Origin of the sequence: Bacillus sp. 220_BSPC (genome assembly GCF_001054655.1) — a bacterium.
Lineage (GTDB): Bacteria > Bacillota > Bacilli > Bacillales > DSM-1321 > Peribacillus > Peribacillus frigoritolerans.
In genome coordinates, this window is the sequence record NZ_JVPL01000302.1 from 1 (window position 1) to 17,654 (window position 17,654).

Here is a 17,654-nt window from a genome sequence, read left to right on the forward strand (position 1 = left end):
TTTTCCCGCAGGAGTCTCGTACCTTACGTTCCAATCACTGGAACTTTTTTAAAGAAATATTGTAGGGAAACTGGCTCTTCTTCTCTAATTCGTCTTCAGTCTGCCATCCAATATTCCCTGTGGTTGGTATAGGATATATTTACTATCCTGCTTCTCATCGTAAGGTCTTTATACTCTGAAATTCGGCAATTGTAAGAAAATCCCGATTGTATTATAATGATTAAGAGTATTGAGAATATTCAGAAGGAGGGGGCAAATGAGCAATAAGCCATGGCAAGCTATTTATCCGGAACAGATACCCGCTGTTTTGTCGTATGAAGATAAACCTCTTTATTCTTTTTTGAAGGAATCAGCCGAAGAATTCCCTGATAAAGTATCGATTCATTTCCAGGGAAAAGAATTAACTTTCCGGGAAGTGCATGAATCTGCTTTAAAGTTTGCAGCCTATTTAAAAAGTATCGGACTTCAAAAAGGTGAACGCGTTGCCGTCATGCTTCCTAACTGCCCTCAAGGTGTCATAAGCTTTTTTGGGATATTGATGGCCGGAGGAGTCGTGGTTCAAACGAACCCAACCTATACTGAACGTGAATTAGAATATCAAATGAAAGATTCCGGAGCGAAAATGATTTTGGCGATGGATATTTTATTTCCCCGTGTTTCTGCAGTGGCATCAAGAACGGATATTGAACATATAATTGTAACCGCTATCAAGGAATATTTGCCATTTCCGAAAAATCTTATCTATCCTTTTATTCAAAAAAAGCAATACGGCATTGTCATCAATGTGGAGCATGAAGGGAATCATCATTTATTTTCCGAAATCATGAAAAGAAAGATCACTGAAGAAGTCACTGTGCCGATCGATGTGGATAATGACCTTGCCCTTTTACAATATACAGGTGGGACTACAGGCTTTCCCAAAGGGGTGATGCTTACCCATAAGAACTTGCTGGCAAATACGAAAATGTGTAATGCATGGCTTTATAAAAATAAGCGCGGTGAGGAAAGGATCCTTGCGATTCTGCCTTTCTTCCATGTGTACGGTATGACTACGGTCTTGGTTCTTTCTGTCATGGAAGGGAACACCATGATCATCATGCCAAAGTTTGATGTCGAAGCGACGCTTAAAACCATCCAAAAACAGAAACCGACCATGTTTCCAGGAGCGCCAACGATGTATATCGGCCTCTTGAACCATCCGGATATCGCTAAATATGATCTTTCTTCCATCAATGCCTGTATTAGCGGTTCTGCATCATTGCCCTTAGAGGTTCAAGAGCAGTTTGAGAAAATTACCGGCGGGAAGCTTGTTGAAGGCTATGGACTTTCAGAAACCTCACCTGTGACACATGCTAATTTCATTTGGGATCAGCCGCGTGTAAAAGGTAGCGTTGGACTGCCGTGGCCGGACACTGACTCGGCGATCCTGTCCCTGGAATCCTATGAAGAGCTCCCTCCGAATGAAATAGGCGAGATTGCCATAAAAGGACCACAGGTAATGAAAGGTTATTGGAACCGTCCGGATGAAACTGAAAAAACCTTTAAAAATGGCTGGCTGCTTACTGGCGATCTGGGTTATATGGATGAGCAGGGGTTCTTTTATGTCGTCGAGAGGAAAAAGGATACAATCATTGCAGGCGGTTTCAATATATACCCACGTGAGGTGGAAGAGGTGCTATACGAGCATGAGGCCATACAGGAAGTAGTTGTAGCTGGCATCCCTGACCCTTATCGAGGAGAGACCGTCAAGGCCTATGTCGTCCTGAAAAAAAATGCCAGGGTCACTGAAGAGGAATTGAATGAATTTGCCAGAAAGAACCTGGCTTCGTATAAGGTGCCGCGAAGCTATGAATTCAGGGATGAACTTCCTAAAACGACGATAGGGAAGATCCTGAGAAGAGTTCTTATCGAGGAAGAAAAGAAAAAAATATCCGAGGAAAGAAAAGAAGCTTAAACAAGCACCCCCTTTTAACGGAGCAGCGGAAGAGGGCTCCGTTTTGCAGAACAGCTGGACAAGCTATGGATGGTGACTGTACAATGAACAGAAGTGGAATGTAGGGATCCTTAAATAAGTTTTTGCTTGACAGTAAAGGGTCATCATTTTATGATAGAAATATGAATGATGGTTCATTCATTTTTCTGAAAGGGGACATCCAGTGAAAAGCAACAGACCAAAGTATAATCAAATTATTGATGCGGCCGTTATTGTCATTGCCCAAAACGGTTACTATCAAGCCCAAGTATCCAAAATCGCCAAGCAGGCAGGCGTAGCGGATGGCACCATATATCTTTATTTTAAAAATAAAGAAGATATCTTAATATCATTATTCCATGAAAAGATGGGCTATTTTGTGGAACAGATCGAAGAAGAGATAAAAGGAAAGAGCACTGCTTCGGAAAAACTGCATGTGCTCATCCAAAAACATTTTAAAAACCTTTCAGAAGACGTGAATTTAGCAATTGTCACTCAGTTGGAATTAAGACAGTCGAATAAAGAATTGCGCCTTAGGATTAATGATGTGTTAAGAGGGTATTTAAATTTAATCGATCAGATCATTATAGAAGGAAAAGAGAACGGCGAATTCCTGCCTGATTTAAATAATTTACTTGCCAGGCAGATGATTTTTGGAACGATTGATGAAACTGTGACGACTTGGGTCATGAATGAGCAAAAGTATTCGCTTCCTGACCTTGCACCAGACGTTCACCGCCTGCTGATTGGCGGCTGTGGCCTGAAAAGTTAACGATTTAAATAGAGGATGGCTAGCCATCCTCGAAAGAATCGGTTAATTCTGCTTCTGGCTTTAACTGGAAGTGATACATATAGAATTTTCAAAAAAGTTTGACTAGCATGCCTGGAGGGATTGATATGGAATATCTTAAGCTTTCTGTCGAAAATCATGTGGCTTTTATAACGATTGATCATGCACCAGCAAATGCACTTTCTTCGGCTATCATCGGAGAGCTTTCACAGGCATTCGATCAAATTGAGAAAGACGAAGCCGTACGGGTTGTCCTTCTTCATGGTGAAGGAAGATTCTTCTCTGCAGGAGCGGACATTAAAGAGTTTACGGAAGTGAAAAACGGGAAAGCCTTCGAGAAGCTGACCAAGAATGGTCAATCTGTATTTGAGAAAATCGAATCTTTTCCAAAACCGGTCATTGCAGCCATCCATGGAGCGGCGCTTGGCGGAGGATTGGAGCTGGCTATGGCCTGCCACATCCGCCTAGTCACCGAAAAAGCTAAACTTGGTTTGCCTGAGCTGCAGTTGGGCTTAATCCCCGGGTTTGCTGGGACCCAACGTCTTCCCCGTTACGTAGGCATGGCAAAGGCAGCTGAAATGCTGTTTACAAGTGAACCGATTTCAGGCACCCAAGCTGTGCAATGCGGATTGGCGAATCATGCCTACACGGATGAAGAACTGATTCCAAAAGCTAAGGATCTAGCCAATAAAATTGCCAAGAAGAGCCCACTGGCATTAAAGTCGGCCATTGAGTTATTGAATTATTCCAAGCATGATTCCTACCATAAAGGTGTGGAAAGGGAAGCTGCCCTCTTCGGCCAGGCTTTCGATACTGCTGATGCACAAGAAGGAATCGCCGCTTTCATTGAAAAAAGGGAAGCTGTATTCAAAGGGAAATGATGTTTCGGTTTAAATAACTATTTTTATATATCATGCAGGATTTTGGTGAAATCTGTAGAACATTACTATATATCAATAAAATTCATAATCTTCAAAACTCAAATTATTCGGGAGGTATTATCGTGAACATTTATGTACTGCTGAAAAGAACATTTGATACAGAAGAAAAAATTACACTATCCAACGGGAAAATCAATGAGGATGGAGCAGAATTCATCATTAATCCATACGATGAGTATGCAGTTGAAGAAGCAATCCAGGTGCGTGATGCACAAGGCGGCGAAGTAACGGTTATTTCTGTCGGAACGGAAGAGGCTGAAAAGCAATTACGTACAGCGCTGGCAATGGGTGCTGACAAAGCTGTATTGATAAATATAGAAGACGACATAGAAAATGGCGACCAATTCACGACTGCCAAAATTATTGGCGAATACTTAAAAGATAAAAACGCCGATCTAATCATTGCAGGGAACGTTGCAATCGATGGCGGCTCCGGTCAAGTGGGACCACGCGTTGCCGAAATTTTGGAGATTCCTTATATTACAACCATTACTAAATTGGACATAGAAAATGGAAATGTAAGCGTTATCCGTGATGTCGAAGGGGACTCTGAAACGATCGAAGCCTCTCTTCCATTATTGGTGACAGCGCAACAAGGGCTAAATGAGCCACGTTATCCTTCATTGCCAGGAATCATGAAGGCAAAGAAAAAACCGCTTGAAGAATTGGAATTGGATGACCTGGATTTGGAAGAAGACGATGTTGAGGCCAAAACAAAAACGATTGAAATTTACCTTCCTGCTAAAAAAGAAGCTGGAAAAGTTTTGGACGGGGAAATCAGTGCTCAAGTTACCGAGCTTGTTCAATTATTACGCAGTGAAGCAAAAGTGATTTAATCGAAACGGTACTTTTCAAAACAACAACACACGACAAAAAGAAAAATAGAGCACAGGAGGTTTTTATAAATGGCTAGAAAGTTTCTTGTATTGGGCGAAGTTCGTGATGGTTCACTAAGAAATGTATCATTTGAAGCTATCGGTGCGGCTAAGCTTGCTGCGGATGGCGGGGAAATCGTTGGTGTTTTAGTTGGTGACAGCGTTCAGAATTTCGGTAATGAATTGATCCAGTATGGCGCAGACCGGGTTATTGCAGTCGAAAATGATCAATTGAAACAATATACTTCAGATGGATATGCACAAAGCTTGCTTGCCGTCATCGAGCAGGAAAAGCCGGAAGGGATTTTCTTTGGACATACGGCCTTAGGAAAAGACCTTGCACCTAAATTGGCTGGAAAACTTGAATCAGGATTGATTTCCGACGTTACATCCATTGAAGAAGAAGGCGGAAATATCGTTTTCACCCGCCCGATATATTCTGGTAAAGCGTTTGAAAAGAAAATTGTTACAGCTGGCGTGATTTTCGCGACAATCCGTCCGAACAATATCGAACCATTAGCGAAAGATGAGTCCCGTTCTGGTGATGTTTCTACATTAAGTGTGGATATTAAGGACTTACGGACAATCATTAAGGATGTTGTTAGAAAAGCCAGTGAAGGGGTCGACCTTTCAGAAGCGAAAGTAATCATCGCGGGTGGCCGTGGCGTGAAAAGTGAAGATGGTTTTGAACCATTAAAGGAACTGGCACAGGTTCTTGGCGGAGCGGTAGGAGCTTCCCGCGGAGCATGTGATGCAGACTATTGCGATTACTCATTACAAATCGGGCAAACGGGTAAAGTCGTAACACCTGACCTTTATATCGCCTGCGGAATTTCCGGTGCGATCCAGCATTTAGCGGGAATGTCCAACTCCAAGGTTATCGTTGCCATCAATAAAGACCCGGAAGCTAATATATTCAATGTGGCTGATTATGGAATTGTCGGAGATCTTTTCGAAGTCGTCCCATTGCTTACGGAAGAATTCAAAAAACTTAAAGTTAACGCGTAAAAGAAATAATACAGATGAGGGGCAAGACATTCGGCATAAGCCGATACATGTCTTGCCCCTTTATTTGCGCTACTGGGGAGGGTTTTTGGCCTGCATAATTACTCTTTTTTTGGACATCCTACCACTGAAGCAAAATATTAGCATCGATTTGAGCAACAGTGGTATACTGTTTTTAGTTATTTGAGTAAATTTGAGGAGGAAATATATATGGCTATTGTAAATGCAACTGACCAAACTTTCACAACAGATACTAGCGAAGGTGTCGTTCTTGTAGACTTTTGGGCTCCATGGTGTGGACCTTGTAAAATGATCGCTCCTGTTCTTCAAGAGCTTGATACTGAAATTGGCGATACAGCAAAAATCGTAAAAGTGGATGTAGATGAAAACCAAGAAACAGCTGGAAAATTCGGTGTGATGAGCATCCCGACATTAATCGTCCTTAAAGACGGTGAAGTGGTCGATAAGGTTGTTGGTTTCCAACCTAAAGAAGCACTTGCTGAACTTATTGCAAAACACGCGTAATAGTAAGTTAGCTAAAAAAAGCTTCAAGTCTGCGGACTTGAAGCTTTTTTCGCTATCTTGATATATAATGATTGTAAAAATGGGAGAACAGGAGGCTGAATGCATGAATCAACAAATAAAGAATAAACTTGCCCTTCTTCCCGATCAACCTGGTTGTTATTTAATGAAAGATCGTCAGGGAACGATCATATATGTAGGCAAAGCGAAAGTGTTGAAAAATCGTGTCCGTTCTTATTTTACGGGATCTCATGATGGGAAAACATTTCGACTCGTGAACGAGATTGAGGATTTCGAATACATCGTCACCTCTTCCAATATCGAGGCTCTTATTTTAGAGTTGAACTTAATCAAAAAACATGACCCAAAATATAATGTCATGCTAAAGGATGATAAGACGTATCCTTTCATCAAGCTGACTGCGGAACGACACCCGCGTCTAATCATTACGCGAAAAGTCAAAAAAGACAAAGGGAAATATTTCGGTCCTTATCCGAATGCATTTGCAGCTAACGAAACGAAAAAATTGCTCGACCGCATCTATCCCCTAAGAAAATGCAATACGTTACCGGATCGCGTTTGTCTCTACTATCACCTTGGCCAGTGCCTTGCCCCATGTGTATATGATGTAGAGGAACAGGAATATAAAAAAATGGTCGATGATATCAACCGGTTCTTGAACGGCGGGCATACTGAAATAAAAAAAGAACTGACTGAGAAAATGCTGGAGGCATCGGAAGAGCTCGATTTCGAGAGGGCCAAGGAGTTCCGTGACAAGATTGCCCACATCGATATTACGATGGAAAAGCAGAAAATGATGACGACCGATTTCATCGACAGGGATGTATTTGGCTTTGCCTATGATAAAGGCTGGATGTGCGTTCAGGTATTTTTTGTCCGGCAGGGTAAATTGATAGAAAGGGATGTTTCGCTTTTTCCGGTCTACGATGAACCGGAACAGGAACTTCTTACATTCCTCGGTCAGTTTTACGAGATTACGAACCACTTTAAACCAAAGGAAATCTTGCTGCCTGAATCTGTGGATGCCGAAATGGCCGAAGGGCTGCTTGGTGTCAAAACGATTCACCCGAAACGGGGAGCGAAAAAAGACATGCTTAAATTGGCGAATAAAAATGCCTCCATCGCCCTTCAGGAAAAATTCTCTTTGATTGAAAGGGATGAAGAAAGAACGATCAATGCGGTGGAAAACCTCGGGAAACAACTGGGTATCTACACCCCGCATCGAATTGAAGCTTTCGATAACTCCAATATCCAGGGAAGTGACCCCGTTTCCGCTTTAGTCGTGTTCATTGATGGGAAGCCGGAAAAAAGAGAGTACCGCAAATATAAGATCAAGACGGTCCGGGGACCTGATGATTATGAATCGATGCGTGAAGTGGTCAGAAGAAGATATTCACGAGTATTGAAAGAAGGGCTGCCGCTTCCGGACTTGATCATCATTGATGGCGGAAAGGGACATGTCGAAGCAGTACGGGATATTCTGGAAAATGAATTAGGCTTGGATATTCCACTTTCAGGCCTCATTAAGGATGAAAAGCATAGGACCTCGCAATTGATGATCGGAAATCCGCTTGAACTTGTACCTCTTGATTCAAGGAGCCAGGAATTTTACCTATTGCAAAGAATTCAGGATGAAGTGCACCGGTTCGCTATTACGTTTCATCGCCAGCTACGCGGGAAAAATGCGGTTCACTCCCAGCTTGATGATATTCCAGGAGTCGGGGAAAAGCGAAGGAAGCAATTATTAAGGCATTTTGGATCATTGAAGAAAATCAAAGAGGCGACGGCCGAGGAAATCATGGAAGCTGGCATGCCAAAAGGGGTAGCCGAGGGAATCGTTAGAAAATTACAAGAATAATCTTGCTACCGATAAATCTCTATGCTATGATTAAAAGGAATTTTTAACTAGACAACTTAAAAGTGCTGATAGAGGTGCGGAATTCAAGAGTAAAAACCTGGAGAAGTATGAGCTTCCATGAAAGGTTTTGAAAGGGGACGCCGCCGAAGGAAGACAAGACTCATACCTTGTCCTCCTGGTCCGACATTTAAGAAATGGCGGATTGTCAGGGTTTATACCCTGGAGAGCTATCTCACTGTGTTTACAGTATTAGATATGTGACCACAGCAATGAGATATTTCTCATTGCTTTTTTTATTGCCTAAAAAGTAGAGAGGGTGCATGAGGATGGCATTAATCGTTCAAAAATTCGGCGGAACCTCCGTCGGTAGCGTAGAAAAAATCAAAAATGTTGCCAATCGGGTAATCGAGGAAGCGGAGAATGGAAATGAGGTGGTCGTCGTTGTTTCAGCTATGGGGAAAACAACGGACCAATTGGTTTCCATGGCGCGTGATATTTCCGGATCCCCGAGCAAGAGGGAAATGGATATGCTTTTGACGACTGGGGAACAGGTAACGATTTCCCTGTTAACGATGGCACTGATTGAAGAAGGACATGAAGCCATTTCGTATACTGGCTGGCAGGCTGGCATGCAAACGGAATCCGTTCATGGGAATGCCCGGATTTTAAACATCGATGCCACGAGGATCCAAGCTCAGCTTCAGGAGAAGAAAATAGTGGTCGTAGCCGGTTTCCAGGGTAACGATGCAAATGGGGAAATCACTACCTTAGGGCGAGGCGGTTCCGATACGACGGCGGTTGCCATCGCTGCAGCGCTGAATGCGGATAGATGCGATATATATACGGATGTAACGGGTGTTTTCACAACGGACCCACGCTACATAAAAGGCGCGAGAAAACTCCAATCCATTTCTTACGATGAAATGCTGGAACTTGCCAACCTGGGGGCGGGCGTCCTTCACCCAAGGGCTGTCGAATATGCAAAAAATTATCAAATTCCGCTTGAAGTCCGTTCAAGCATGGAGAGAGAATCAGGTACGATCATAGAGGAGGAAGCAACTATGGAAGAAAACTTAATTGTACGAGGCATTGCTTTTGAAGACAGTATTACGAGGGTCACAATATATGGTTTGCCCCAATCACTTGGTGCATTATCCACGATCTTCACGACGCTTGCGAAAAACCGGATCAATGTGGACATCATCATTCAAAGCATGACTGCCGAGGATACGACCAATCTATCTTTTTCCACAAAAAGTGAAGATACGGAAGCGGCCTTGATCGTGCTGGAAAATAATAAAGAACAATTGGGATTCGACCGAGTCGAAACGGAGAGCGGGTTGGCCAAAGTGTCCATCGTCGGTTCCGGTATGGTATCCAATCCGGGAGTGGCTGCCGAAATGTTTGAAGTGATGGCCAATACAGGCATCCAGGTGAAAATGGTCAGCACATCGGAAATTAAAGTTTCGACCGTCGTCAATGAAAAGGAAATGGTGAAGGCGGTTGAATCCCTTCATGAGGCATTTAAACTTGGTCAGCATGCAAATGTGCTAGCTTAAGTGTCAGGAGTCCAATAAAAAACAGACTTCCGGTAAAAAGGGTAAGTCTGTTTTCAGGGCTCATTAGATTGGATCTCTTGGATCCCATTGGATGGTGAATATCACTTTTTTTGCGCGGCGTTTGATTTCTTCCGTTGATTCGCTGAGGAATTTTTTTTGCAGTGTAAACTGCTCGGCAAGGAAACCGGCTTCAAGTTGAAAGTGACAATCAGGATGTAAATCCAGGCGGCGGCTGATTATTTCACCCGTCAGGGATAATTCCATCTCGTGTTTCGTATACTTCAAGATTTCCAGATTGCCCCATCCAGCGCTTTGGAAAAATTCAATCACTTCCTGATCGCCATTCAATGGGAATTTTCTTGCTAATTGTTTACCTGCCCAATAGAGGATTTGATTAGAGTCTTTTCCGAGAATATCGTTCAATAGAACTTCTCTGATTAATTCGTATCCGAAAGCTGGAACTTGGAATTCTTCAGTTTGAATTTCTTCAGTTTGAATCTCTTCTTCTATCGCAGCAGCAATATTTTTTTTCATGATTTATCGCCTCTTTCTGTAAATCTATTATAAACGTATTTCTTTTGCAAATTATACTGTTTTTTATTTATTTAAATAACAATTGGAAAAAAATGAGAAATTATACCGGGATATTAATAGTTTAATTAGAAATTTCTTCAAAATATCATCTTGACAATCAAAAAATACCCAATTTAATCCAATAAAATCTATTCTGAAAAAGAGATTTCTTGTATCCGTTTTCTTGACGCACATAGAAGTCAGGAGTAAAATGGACATGTCACATAATTGTAAAGGAAGTATAGAGGAGTTTTTTGACTCTATACTGTATTTTCACGCGGAGATAAAAGGTAGCCACCAGTTTATCTTTGCATGATTTTTCACAAATTAAGGGGGGGCACTTAGTGGCAAAAAATCGTGAGTTTGGGAATCGCAGGCTTCATTCACTTCTAGGAGTAATTCCAATTGGTCTATTCCTAATTTTTCATTTATCGGTAAACTTTATGGCAACAAAAGGAGAAGAAACTTTTAATGGGGCAGTTCATTTAATTGAGTATACGCCCGTGAAGATTCTGGTAGAATGGGTCGTCATCTATCTACCGCTCATTTTCCATGCTGTGTACGGAATTTATATTGCCTTTACAGCAAAAAACAATTTAGGCAGATTTAGTTTCTTCCGTAACTGGATGTTCATGCTACAACGCCTAACTGGAATCATAACGTTGATTTTCCTTGTTTGGCATATATGGGCAACTAGAATTCAAGCAGCTATGGGTGCTGAAGTTAACTTTGACATGATGGCAGAGATTTTCTCTAGTCCATTCATGCTTGTGTTCTATATTGTTGGTGTTACCTCGGCAATCTTCCACTTTGCTAATGGATTATGGTCATTTGCTGTGAGCTGGGGTCTTACAGTTTCACCAAGATCGCAAAGAATCATGACTTACTTTACATTGATCGTTTTCGTTCTTCTTACTTATATCGGAATCAGCGCAATTTTCGCATTCGTATAAGAAGATAGAGTTCATTTATAAGAATTAGGAAAAACATAGCTTGGCTAATGGAAATAAGGGAGTGACAGAATTGGGTAAAGGTAAAATAGTTATCGTTGGTGGAGGTCTAGCTGGATTAATGGCTACGATCAAAGCAGCAGAGCTGGGACAACAGGTTGATTTATTTTCTTTAGTGCCTGTTAAACGCTCTCACTCAGTTTGTGCCCAAGGCGGAATCAACGGGGCAGTAAATACAAAAGGTGAAGGGGATTCTCCATATATCCACTTCGACGATACAGTTTATGGCGGAGATTTCTTGGCTAACCAACCGCCGGTTAAAGCGATGTGCGAAGCAGCACCATCGATCATCCATATGTTTGACCGTATGGGTGTTATGTTCAACCGTACTCCGGAAGGTCTTCTTGATTTCCGTCGTTTCGGTGGTACTCAACATAGCCGTACAGCATTCGCTGGTGCAACAACTGGTCAGCAATTACTTTACGCATTGGACGAGCAGGTTCGCCGTTATGAAGTTGAAGGCCTTGTAACGAAATATGAAGGCTGGGAATTCCTTGGAGCTGTTATCGATGATGAGCAAACAGCACGCGGTATCGTAGCTCAAAACCTGACTTCAATGGAAATCAAATCATTCCCTGGAGACGCAGTCATCATGGCGAGCGGCGGCCCTGGAATCATTTTCGGTAAATCAACCAACTCAATGATCAATACAGGCTCAGCAGCTTCCATCGTTTATCAGCAAGGTGTTAATTATGCTAATGGTGAGTTCATTCAAATTCACCCGACAGCAATCCCTGGCGATGACAAACTTCGTCTAATGAGTGAATCCGCTCGTGGTGAAGGTGGACGTATCTGGACATATAAAGACGGGAAACCTTGGTATTTCCTTGAAGAAAAATACCCTGCTTATGGTAATCTAGTACCTCGTGATATCGCGACTCGTGAAATCTTCGACGTATGTATGAACATGAAGCTTGGCATTAATGGTGAAAACATGGTTTACCTGGATCTATCACATAAAGATCCTAAATTACTTGATATTAAACTTGGCGGAATCATTGAAATCTACGAGAAATTCATGGGTGAAGATCCTCGTAAAGTTCCAATGAAAATTTTCCCTGCCGTTCACTATTCTATGGGCGGACTTTGGGTTGATTATGACCAAATGACTAACATCAAAGGTTTATTCGCTGCAGGTGAGTGCGATTATTCACAACATGGCGGTAACCGTCTTGGTGCCAACTCACTTCTTTCTGCAATCTATGGTGGTTCAGTCGCTGGACCGAACGCCGTTAAATATATTGAAGGCCTTGCTAAAACTTCAGAATCCATTCCTTCTTCATTGTATGAAGGGTACGAAAAACAAGAACAAGAGAAATGGAATGAAGTCATGTCTCTTGATGGTAACGAAAATGCGTACGTCCTTCACAAAGAACTTGGTGAGTGGATGACACAGCATGTTACTGTAGTTCGTTACAATGACAAGCTGAAAGAAACGGATAACAAGATTCTTGAGCTGATGGAACGTTACAAGAAAATTAACATCAATGACACGGCTAAATGGAGTAACCAAGGAGCTGCATTCACTAGACAGCTGCAAAACATGATGCAATTGGCTCGTGTAATCACAATTGGTGCATTAAACCGTGACGAAAGCCGCGGAGCGCATTACAAACCTGATTTCCCAGAACGTAATGATGAGGAATTCATGAAAACTACTATGGCAACATTCAAAGGCTTGGATCAAGCACCTGAATTCCATTATGAAGACATAGATGTATCACTGATCGCACCGCGTAAACGTGACTACACTACGAAACACTAAAGAGGGGGAGCAAAAAAATGGTTGAAACTAAATCTGAGACTAAAACAGTCCGTTTTATAATCACTCGTCAAGATACACCGGATTCAGCTCCTTATGATGAGGAATTCGAATTAGCGTACCGTCCGAATATGAACGTAATTTCCGCCCTAATGGAAATTCGTCGTAATCCAGTAACGGTACAAGGCAAGCACACTACAGCAATCGCATGGGACATGAACTGTCTTGAAGAGGTATGTGGTGCTTGTTCAATGGTTATCAATGGTAAACCAAGACAATCATGTACAGCTCTTATCGATCAATTGGAGCAGCCGGTTCGTCTAGCACCAATGCGTACATTCCCTGTTGTTCGTGACCTGCAAGTCGATCGCAGCCGTATGTTCGACTCATTGAAAAAGGTAAAAGCATGGATTCCAATCGATGGAACGTACAACCTTGGACCAGGACCGCGTATGCCAGAAAAGAAACGTCAATGGGCTTACGAGTTATCTAAATGTATGACTTGCGGTGTATGTTTGGAAGCTTGTCCGAACGTAAACAGCAATTCAGACTTCATGGGGCCACAACCATTATCACAAGTTCGTTTATTCAACGCACATCCAACTGGTGCAATGAACAAAGCTGAACGTTTAAATACGATCATGGGTGATGGAGGACTTGCAAACTGCGGTAACTCACAAAACTGCGTGCAGTCTTGCCCTAAAGGCATTCCATTAACGACTTCGATTGCTGCGTTGAACCGTGATACTACGATCCAACAATTCCGTAACTTCTTCGGCAGTGATGAAGTTTAATCATGAACATGAAAGAACCTGTATCTTATGATATGGGTTCTTTTTTTCATTGTTTTACATACACAGAATTGGTTGGGAATCGAGAGAATCATAAACGATTGATAACTGGGGTTGAAGTATAAATCCGGCACCAGGCCAACTGTGAAGGATTTGTGAAGTGAGCTTGATAATTTACCCTGCTTTCAATAGAAAATCCTTTTCATTATCGTTGTTTTCTTATAAAATGAGTGAATAGTCATTCAATTCAGAAAGGGTGTGCACAAGTTGGGCAAAATATCATATATCGATAATATTACGGAGTGGATCAATGATTTTTCTTTTAAACATGAGATTAAGATCCGCTTTTCGGAAACTGATATGTTTGGGCACTTGAATAACACGATTCCTTTTACTTATTTTGAGGAAGCTCGGATTGAGTATTTCAACAGTATGGGGTTCATGAAGGATTGGACCTCGGCTGAATGCGGTGAGATGCCGGTTGTTGCCAATTTACAGTGTGATTACCTTAAGCAGATGTTTTTCAATGATCAATTGACAATCCATGTGAAAGCTGACCATATCGGAAATTCTTCAGTGGACCTACACTATATGGGGACTAAACAAGATGGTTCCATTTGTTTAACGGGCAGGGGGACGATTGTGCAAGTGTCCAAGGCCACAGGGAAGCCGGTACCTTGGACGGAAGGCATGAAGCGTTCGATGCTGTATACTGTGCTGGAACATTCCTGAAAATATTTCCATTTAGACAAGTAAAAGAGTCACTCCATTGCCCCAGCCGACATACTATATCTTGACTAAATAGACACCCACTCCGGGTTTTATGCTGGTGAAGGCAAGGAGGGTAACATTACTTGAAGGAGAACGAATTCACTCATAAGCCATTACTCACCAAAAGAGAAAAAGAAGTATTTGAGTTACTAGTACAAGACAAAACAACAAAAGAAATCGCAGGTGAATTGTTTATTAGCGAAAAAACAGTTCGAAACCATATTTCGAATGCGATGCAGAAGCTTGGAGTTAAAGGACGTTCGCAGGCAGTCATAGAACTCCTTCGTATGGGAGAACTTAAGCTTTAATGTGTTAACTCTTAATACGTAAGCCTTATAAATAATTTCTCTCCCGTTCATTGGCAGCATATAAGGAAGGGCAAAACAACTTGGTGTTTTGACTTCTTTGGATGCTGCTTATTTTTATGGCGGGGTTTCATTATGATTCCAGTCAATCAATCTTGAAAATCATTTCACTTTCATCCAAAATGGTAGTATGATAAGTTTCATGAAGTGGGGAGCTGTGTTTATGGATGAAGAGAATCAGGCGGCATATGTAGCCGATATCGAGAAGGAATTGCGCTATGTATCATCATGGCTTAAGCAAAGGGGAAGAGAAATTCTCCATGATTATAAAATTACCATTCCTCAATTCGTGGCTTTGCAATGGCTTTTTGAATCAGGTGACATGACGATTGGCGAATTGTCCACGAAGATGTTTCTCGCTTTCAGTACAACGACGGACCTGATTGACCGCATGGAGAAACATCAGCTTGTCCAGCGTGTAAGGGATGAAAAGGATCGGCGTGTGGTTCGAATTCACCTTCTTGAAGAAGGCGAACGGATAATCGAAGAAGTGATTAATAAACGGAAGCAGTACTTGAGTGGCGTGTTAGTCAATTTTAACGAATCTGACATCATATCCCTCAAAGGGATTCTAGTAAAACTACATCAAGAAATGAAAGAAAAATGAGGCGAGTTTTTTGAAACAACCGATAGGCATCATTGATTCGGGAGTAGGCGGCTTGACAGTAGCTAAAGAAGTCATGCGTCAGCTTCCAAATGAAAATATAATTTACTTAGGTGATACAGCAAGATGCCCATATGGGCCGAGGACAAAAAAAGATGTCCAAACCTTTACATGGCAAATGACGAGATTTTTGATGAAGAAGGATATAAAAATGCTGATCATCGCTTGCAATACAGCGACTGCAGCTGTATTGGATGAAATCAGGGCTATACTTCCGATTCCTGTGTTGGGTGTCATACACCCAGGGGCAAGGGCGGCATTGAAAGTTTCTGATTCCTTGCATATTGGAGTTATCGGTACGGAAGGCACGGTAAAAAGCAAAGCTTATGACGATGCACTTGCTTCCATCAATTCCGATGTGAAAGTAGATAGTTTAGCATGCCCGAAATTTGTCCCGATCGTAGAAAGCGGGGAGTTTCAAGGGGGGATCGTCAATCGGGTCGTGGCACAAACCTTGAACCCGTTGAAGAAAACGAAGATCGATACACTGATCCTTGGCTGTACCCATTATCCACTGCTGGGGCCTGTAATCTCTTCCTATATGGGGGATGAAGTACAAGTCATTTCCTCTGGCGAAGAGACGGCCCGGGAGGCAAGTGTCATTTTGGATTACTATAAATTAATCAATAAAAGCAAGCTCCGTCCAGTTCATCGCTTTTATACAACCGGTTCAAGAGATATGTTTGGTTCCATCGCATCGAGCTGGCTCGGTATTCATGCCAATACCATCGAAACAATTAAAATCGATCACTTATAAGACTTCCATTTGGAAGTTTCAGACTGTAGACATACTCGATGAAAATGGAGTTTGTCTGCAGTTTTTTTTGCTTGTACTTTTGGCCGTTGATTGGAGCATGAGGCACTCGTTTTCCCCGCAGGTGGATGAAATGACCCTATCCATCATTCCGATTATACTTGGGGATGGGAGTCGATTGTTCCATTGAGGAAGTCTCCCCAAATCCTAATGAAGCTAAAAAAGATGCATCAGTACAGGCAAATTGCCCAGCTCCATTATCGGAGGGAAAAATAATTGGTCTATTTTCCCCTAGGGCTCGTATAAATAGGAGTACAAACTGTCCTAGGAGTGATTTTATGTCCAATAAATCAAAAGTAACAATGGCTGTGACCATTCTGGCATCTTCTTTTTGGCTTTCAGGCTGCGGATTATTTGGCGGTGAAGAGAAAAAGGAAATTGATCCCCCGAAGGATGTTTCATTAGTCGAGGATGAATCTTCATTAAAAGAAACAGAAACGAATGGTGAGGAAAAGCCAGCGACTGAGGGAGAAGAAGGCGCTGTGGAATCGAAAACGGTGAAGACGGAGTTATATTTAATTGATAAAAGCGGGTATGTGGTTCCACAGACATTGGAACTTCCTAAATCGGAAGCTGTCGCTAAACAAGCCCTTGATTACCTTGTCAATAACGGACCAGTCACGGATAAACTTCCGAATGGATTCAGGGCCGTCATTCCTGCCGATACCCAAATAAGCGTGAACATTAAAGACGGGGTGGCTGTGGCGGACTTTTCGCCGGAATTCAAAAACTATCAGAAAGAGGATGAACTTAAAATCCTTCAAGCCATCACATGGACCCTGACACAATTCGACTCGGTCGATAAAATCCAAATGAGAATCAATGGGGAAGATATTTCCGAAATGCCGGTCAATGGCACACCGATAGATGAAAATATCTCAAGGTCGTCAGGAATCAATATCGATACGAGTGACGTAGTCGACATTTCCAATACCAAAGCACTGACCGTTTATTATGTAGGCGGTGATGAGGAGTACACTTATTATGTTCCGGTGACGCGCAGGATCAGCGAAACGGTGTCTGATAATGTAACAGCAGTCATTCAGGAATTAACGAAGGGTCCTTCAGGTTCTAACCTGCAAACAGGGTTCATGAGTGATGTAGCTTTACTTGACGAGCCTAAAGTGGCAGAAGGTAAGGTCAGCCTGAATTTTAACGAAAATATCCTTGGAAGCTTTAAAGAGAAAAAGGTATCACAGGAGGTCCTTGATGCCTTGGTCCTTTCCTTGACGGAACAGAAAGGAATTGAAAGCGTTGAAGTGCAAGTGCAGGGCAGCGCAGATGTTCTTAATGAAGAAGGTAAGAAATTATCCGAACCAGTCGTCCGTCCAGAGAAAGTCAACACAGGCAGTTTTTAAATA

17 protein-coding genes and 1 riboswitch are annotated in these 17,654 nt (G+C 42.2%); of the genes, 16 read left to right on the top strand and 1 reads right to left on the bottom strand.

What is annotated here, in order from left to right; genetic code table 11:
• Positions 1-256: 256 nt before the first annotated feature.
• The 8 genes from ADA55_RS25495 (at position 257) to ADA55_RS25530 (ending at position 9,543) form a co-directional block, all read left to right on the top strand.
• Positions 257-1,954, top strand: coding sequence for a long-chain-fatty-acid--CoA ligase (locus ADA55_RS25495; protein ID WP_048688997.1), 1,698 nt, complete (start codon positions 257-259; stop codon positions 1,952-1,954).
• Positions 1,955-2,156: 202 nt separating this feature from the next.
• The gene (locus ADA55_RS25500; protein ID WP_048689000.1) at positions 2,157-2,744 is read left to right on the top strand and encodes a TetR/AcrR family transcriptional regulator; all 588 of its coding nucleotides are present in this window, start codon (positions 2,157-2,159) and stop codon (positions 2,742-2,744) included.
• 125 nt (positions 2,745-2,869) lie between these two features.
• Positions 2,870-3,643 (top strand): enoyl-CoA hydratase, encoded by a 774-nt coding sequence (locus tag ADA55_RS25505; RefSeq protein ID WP_048689002.1) that lies wholly within the window; start codon positions 2,870-2,872, stop codon positions 3,641-3,643.
• A 122-nt stretch (positions 3,644-3,765) separates the two neighbouring features.
• The gene (locus tag ADA55_RS25510; protein WP_048689004.1) at positions 3,766-4,539 is read left to right on the top strand and encodes an electron transfer flavoprotein subunit beta/FixA family protein; all 774 of its coding nucleotides are present in this window, start codon (positions 3,766-3,768) and stop codon (positions 4,537-4,539) included.
• Positions 4,540-4,608: 69 nt separating this feature from the next.
• The gene (locus ADA55_RS25515) at positions 4,609-5,586 is read left to right on the top strand and encodes an electron transfer flavoprotein subunit alpha/FixB family protein (protein WP_048689007.1); all 978 of its coding nucleotides are present in this window, start codon (positions 4,609-4,611) and stop codon (positions 5,584-5,586) included.
• A 207-nt stretch (positions 5,587-5,793) separates the two neighbouring features.
• Positions 5,794-6,108 (top strand): thioredoxin, encoded by a 315-nt coding sequence (gene trxA, locus ADA55_RS25520; RefSeq protein WP_034308995.1) that lies wholly within the window; start codon positions 5,794-5,796, stop codon positions 6,106-6,108.
• Positions 6,109-6,211: 103 nt separating this feature from the next.
• Positions 6,212-7,984: an excinuclease ABC subunit UvrC gene (gene uvrC / locus ADA55_RS25525; RefSeq protein WP_048689009.1), complete on the top strand. Its 1,773-nt coding sequence runs from the start codon at positions 6,212-6,214 to the stop codon at positions 7,982-7,984.
• A 61-nt stretch (positions 7,985-8,045) separates the two neighbouring features.
• A riboswitch (Lysine riboswitch) is annotated at positions 8,046-8,222 on the top strand.
• An 88-nt stretch (positions 8,223-8,310) separates the two neighbouring features.
• Positions 8,311-9,543, top strand: coding sequence for an aspartate kinase (locus tag ADA55_RS25530; protein WP_048689012.1), 1,233 nt, complete (start codon positions 8,311-8,313; stop codon positions 9,541-9,543).
• Positions 9,544-9,606: 63 nt separating this feature from the next.
• Here the strand turns inward: ADA55_RS25530 and ADA55_RS25535 are convergent, their stop codons facing one another.
• Entirely contained in the window at positions 9,607-10,077 is a 471-nt protein-coding gene (locus ADA55_RS25535) for a YslB family protein (protein ID WP_048689015.1), read from the bottom strand.
• 383 nt (positions 10,078-10,460) lie between these two features.
• On the opposite strand from ADA55_RS25535, the gene ADA55_RS25540 reads away from it, so the two are divergent.
• From ADA55_RS25540 to ADA55_RS25575, 8 genes are all read left to right on the top strand, one after another.
• Positions 10,461-11,069: a succinate dehydrogenase cytochrome b558 subunit gene (locus ADA55_RS25540; protein WP_048689016.1), complete on the top strand. Its 609-nt coding sequence runs from the start codon at positions 10,461-10,463 to the stop codon at positions 11,067-11,069.
• A 70-nt stretch (positions 11,070-11,139) separates the two neighbouring features.
• A complete protein-coding gene (gene sdhA / locus ADA55_RS25545; protein ID WP_048689080.1) occupies positions 11,140-12,891 on the top strand; it encodes a succinate dehydrogenase flavoprotein subunit in 1,752 nt (583 codons plus the stop codon).
• A gap of 17 nt (positions 12,892-12,908) precedes the next feature.
• Complete coding sequence (sdhB, locus tag ADA55_RS25550) at positions 12,909-13,682, top strand: succinate dehydrogenase iron-sulfur subunit (protein ID WP_048689018.1); 774 nt, start codon at positions 12,909-12,911, stop codon at positions 13,680-13,682.
• Between the two features lie 264 nt (positions 13,683-13,946).
• Positions 13,947-14,411 (top strand): acyl-CoA thioesterase, encoded by a 465-nt coding sequence (locus ADA55_RS25555; RefSeq protein ID WP_048689020.1) that lies wholly within the window; start codon positions 13,947-13,949, stop codon positions 14,409-14,411.
• Positions 14,412-14,533: 122 nt separating this feature from the next.
• A complete protein-coding gene (locus ADA55_RS25560) occupies positions 14,534-14,758 on the top strand; it encodes a helix-turn-helix domain-containing protein (protein ID WP_028392149.1) in 225 nt (74 codons plus the stop codon).
• 220 nt (positions 14,759-14,978) lie between these two features.
• Entirely contained in the window at positions 14,979-15,422 is a 444-nt protein-coding gene (locus tag ADA55_RS25565) for a MarR family winged helix-turn-helix transcriptional regulator (RefSeq protein ID WP_048689026.1), read from the top strand.
• A 10-nt stretch (positions 15,423-15,432) separates the two neighbouring features.
• Positions 15,433-16,236 carry a glutamate racemase gene (gene racE / locus ADA55_RS25570; RefSeq protein WP_048689031.1) on the top strand — a complete coding sequence of 268 codons (804 nt, stop codon included), beginning with the start codon at positions 15,433-15,435 and terminating at the stop codon, positions 16,234-16,236.
• A gap of 335 nt (positions 16,237-16,571) precedes the next feature.
• On the top strand, positions 16,572-17,651 hold the full coding sequence (locus ADA55_RS25575; protein ID WP_048689034.1) for a GerMN domain-containing protein: 1,080 nt from the start codon (positions 16,572-16,574) through the stop codon (positions 17,649-17,651).
• Positions 17,652-17,654: the final 3 nt, after the last annotated feature.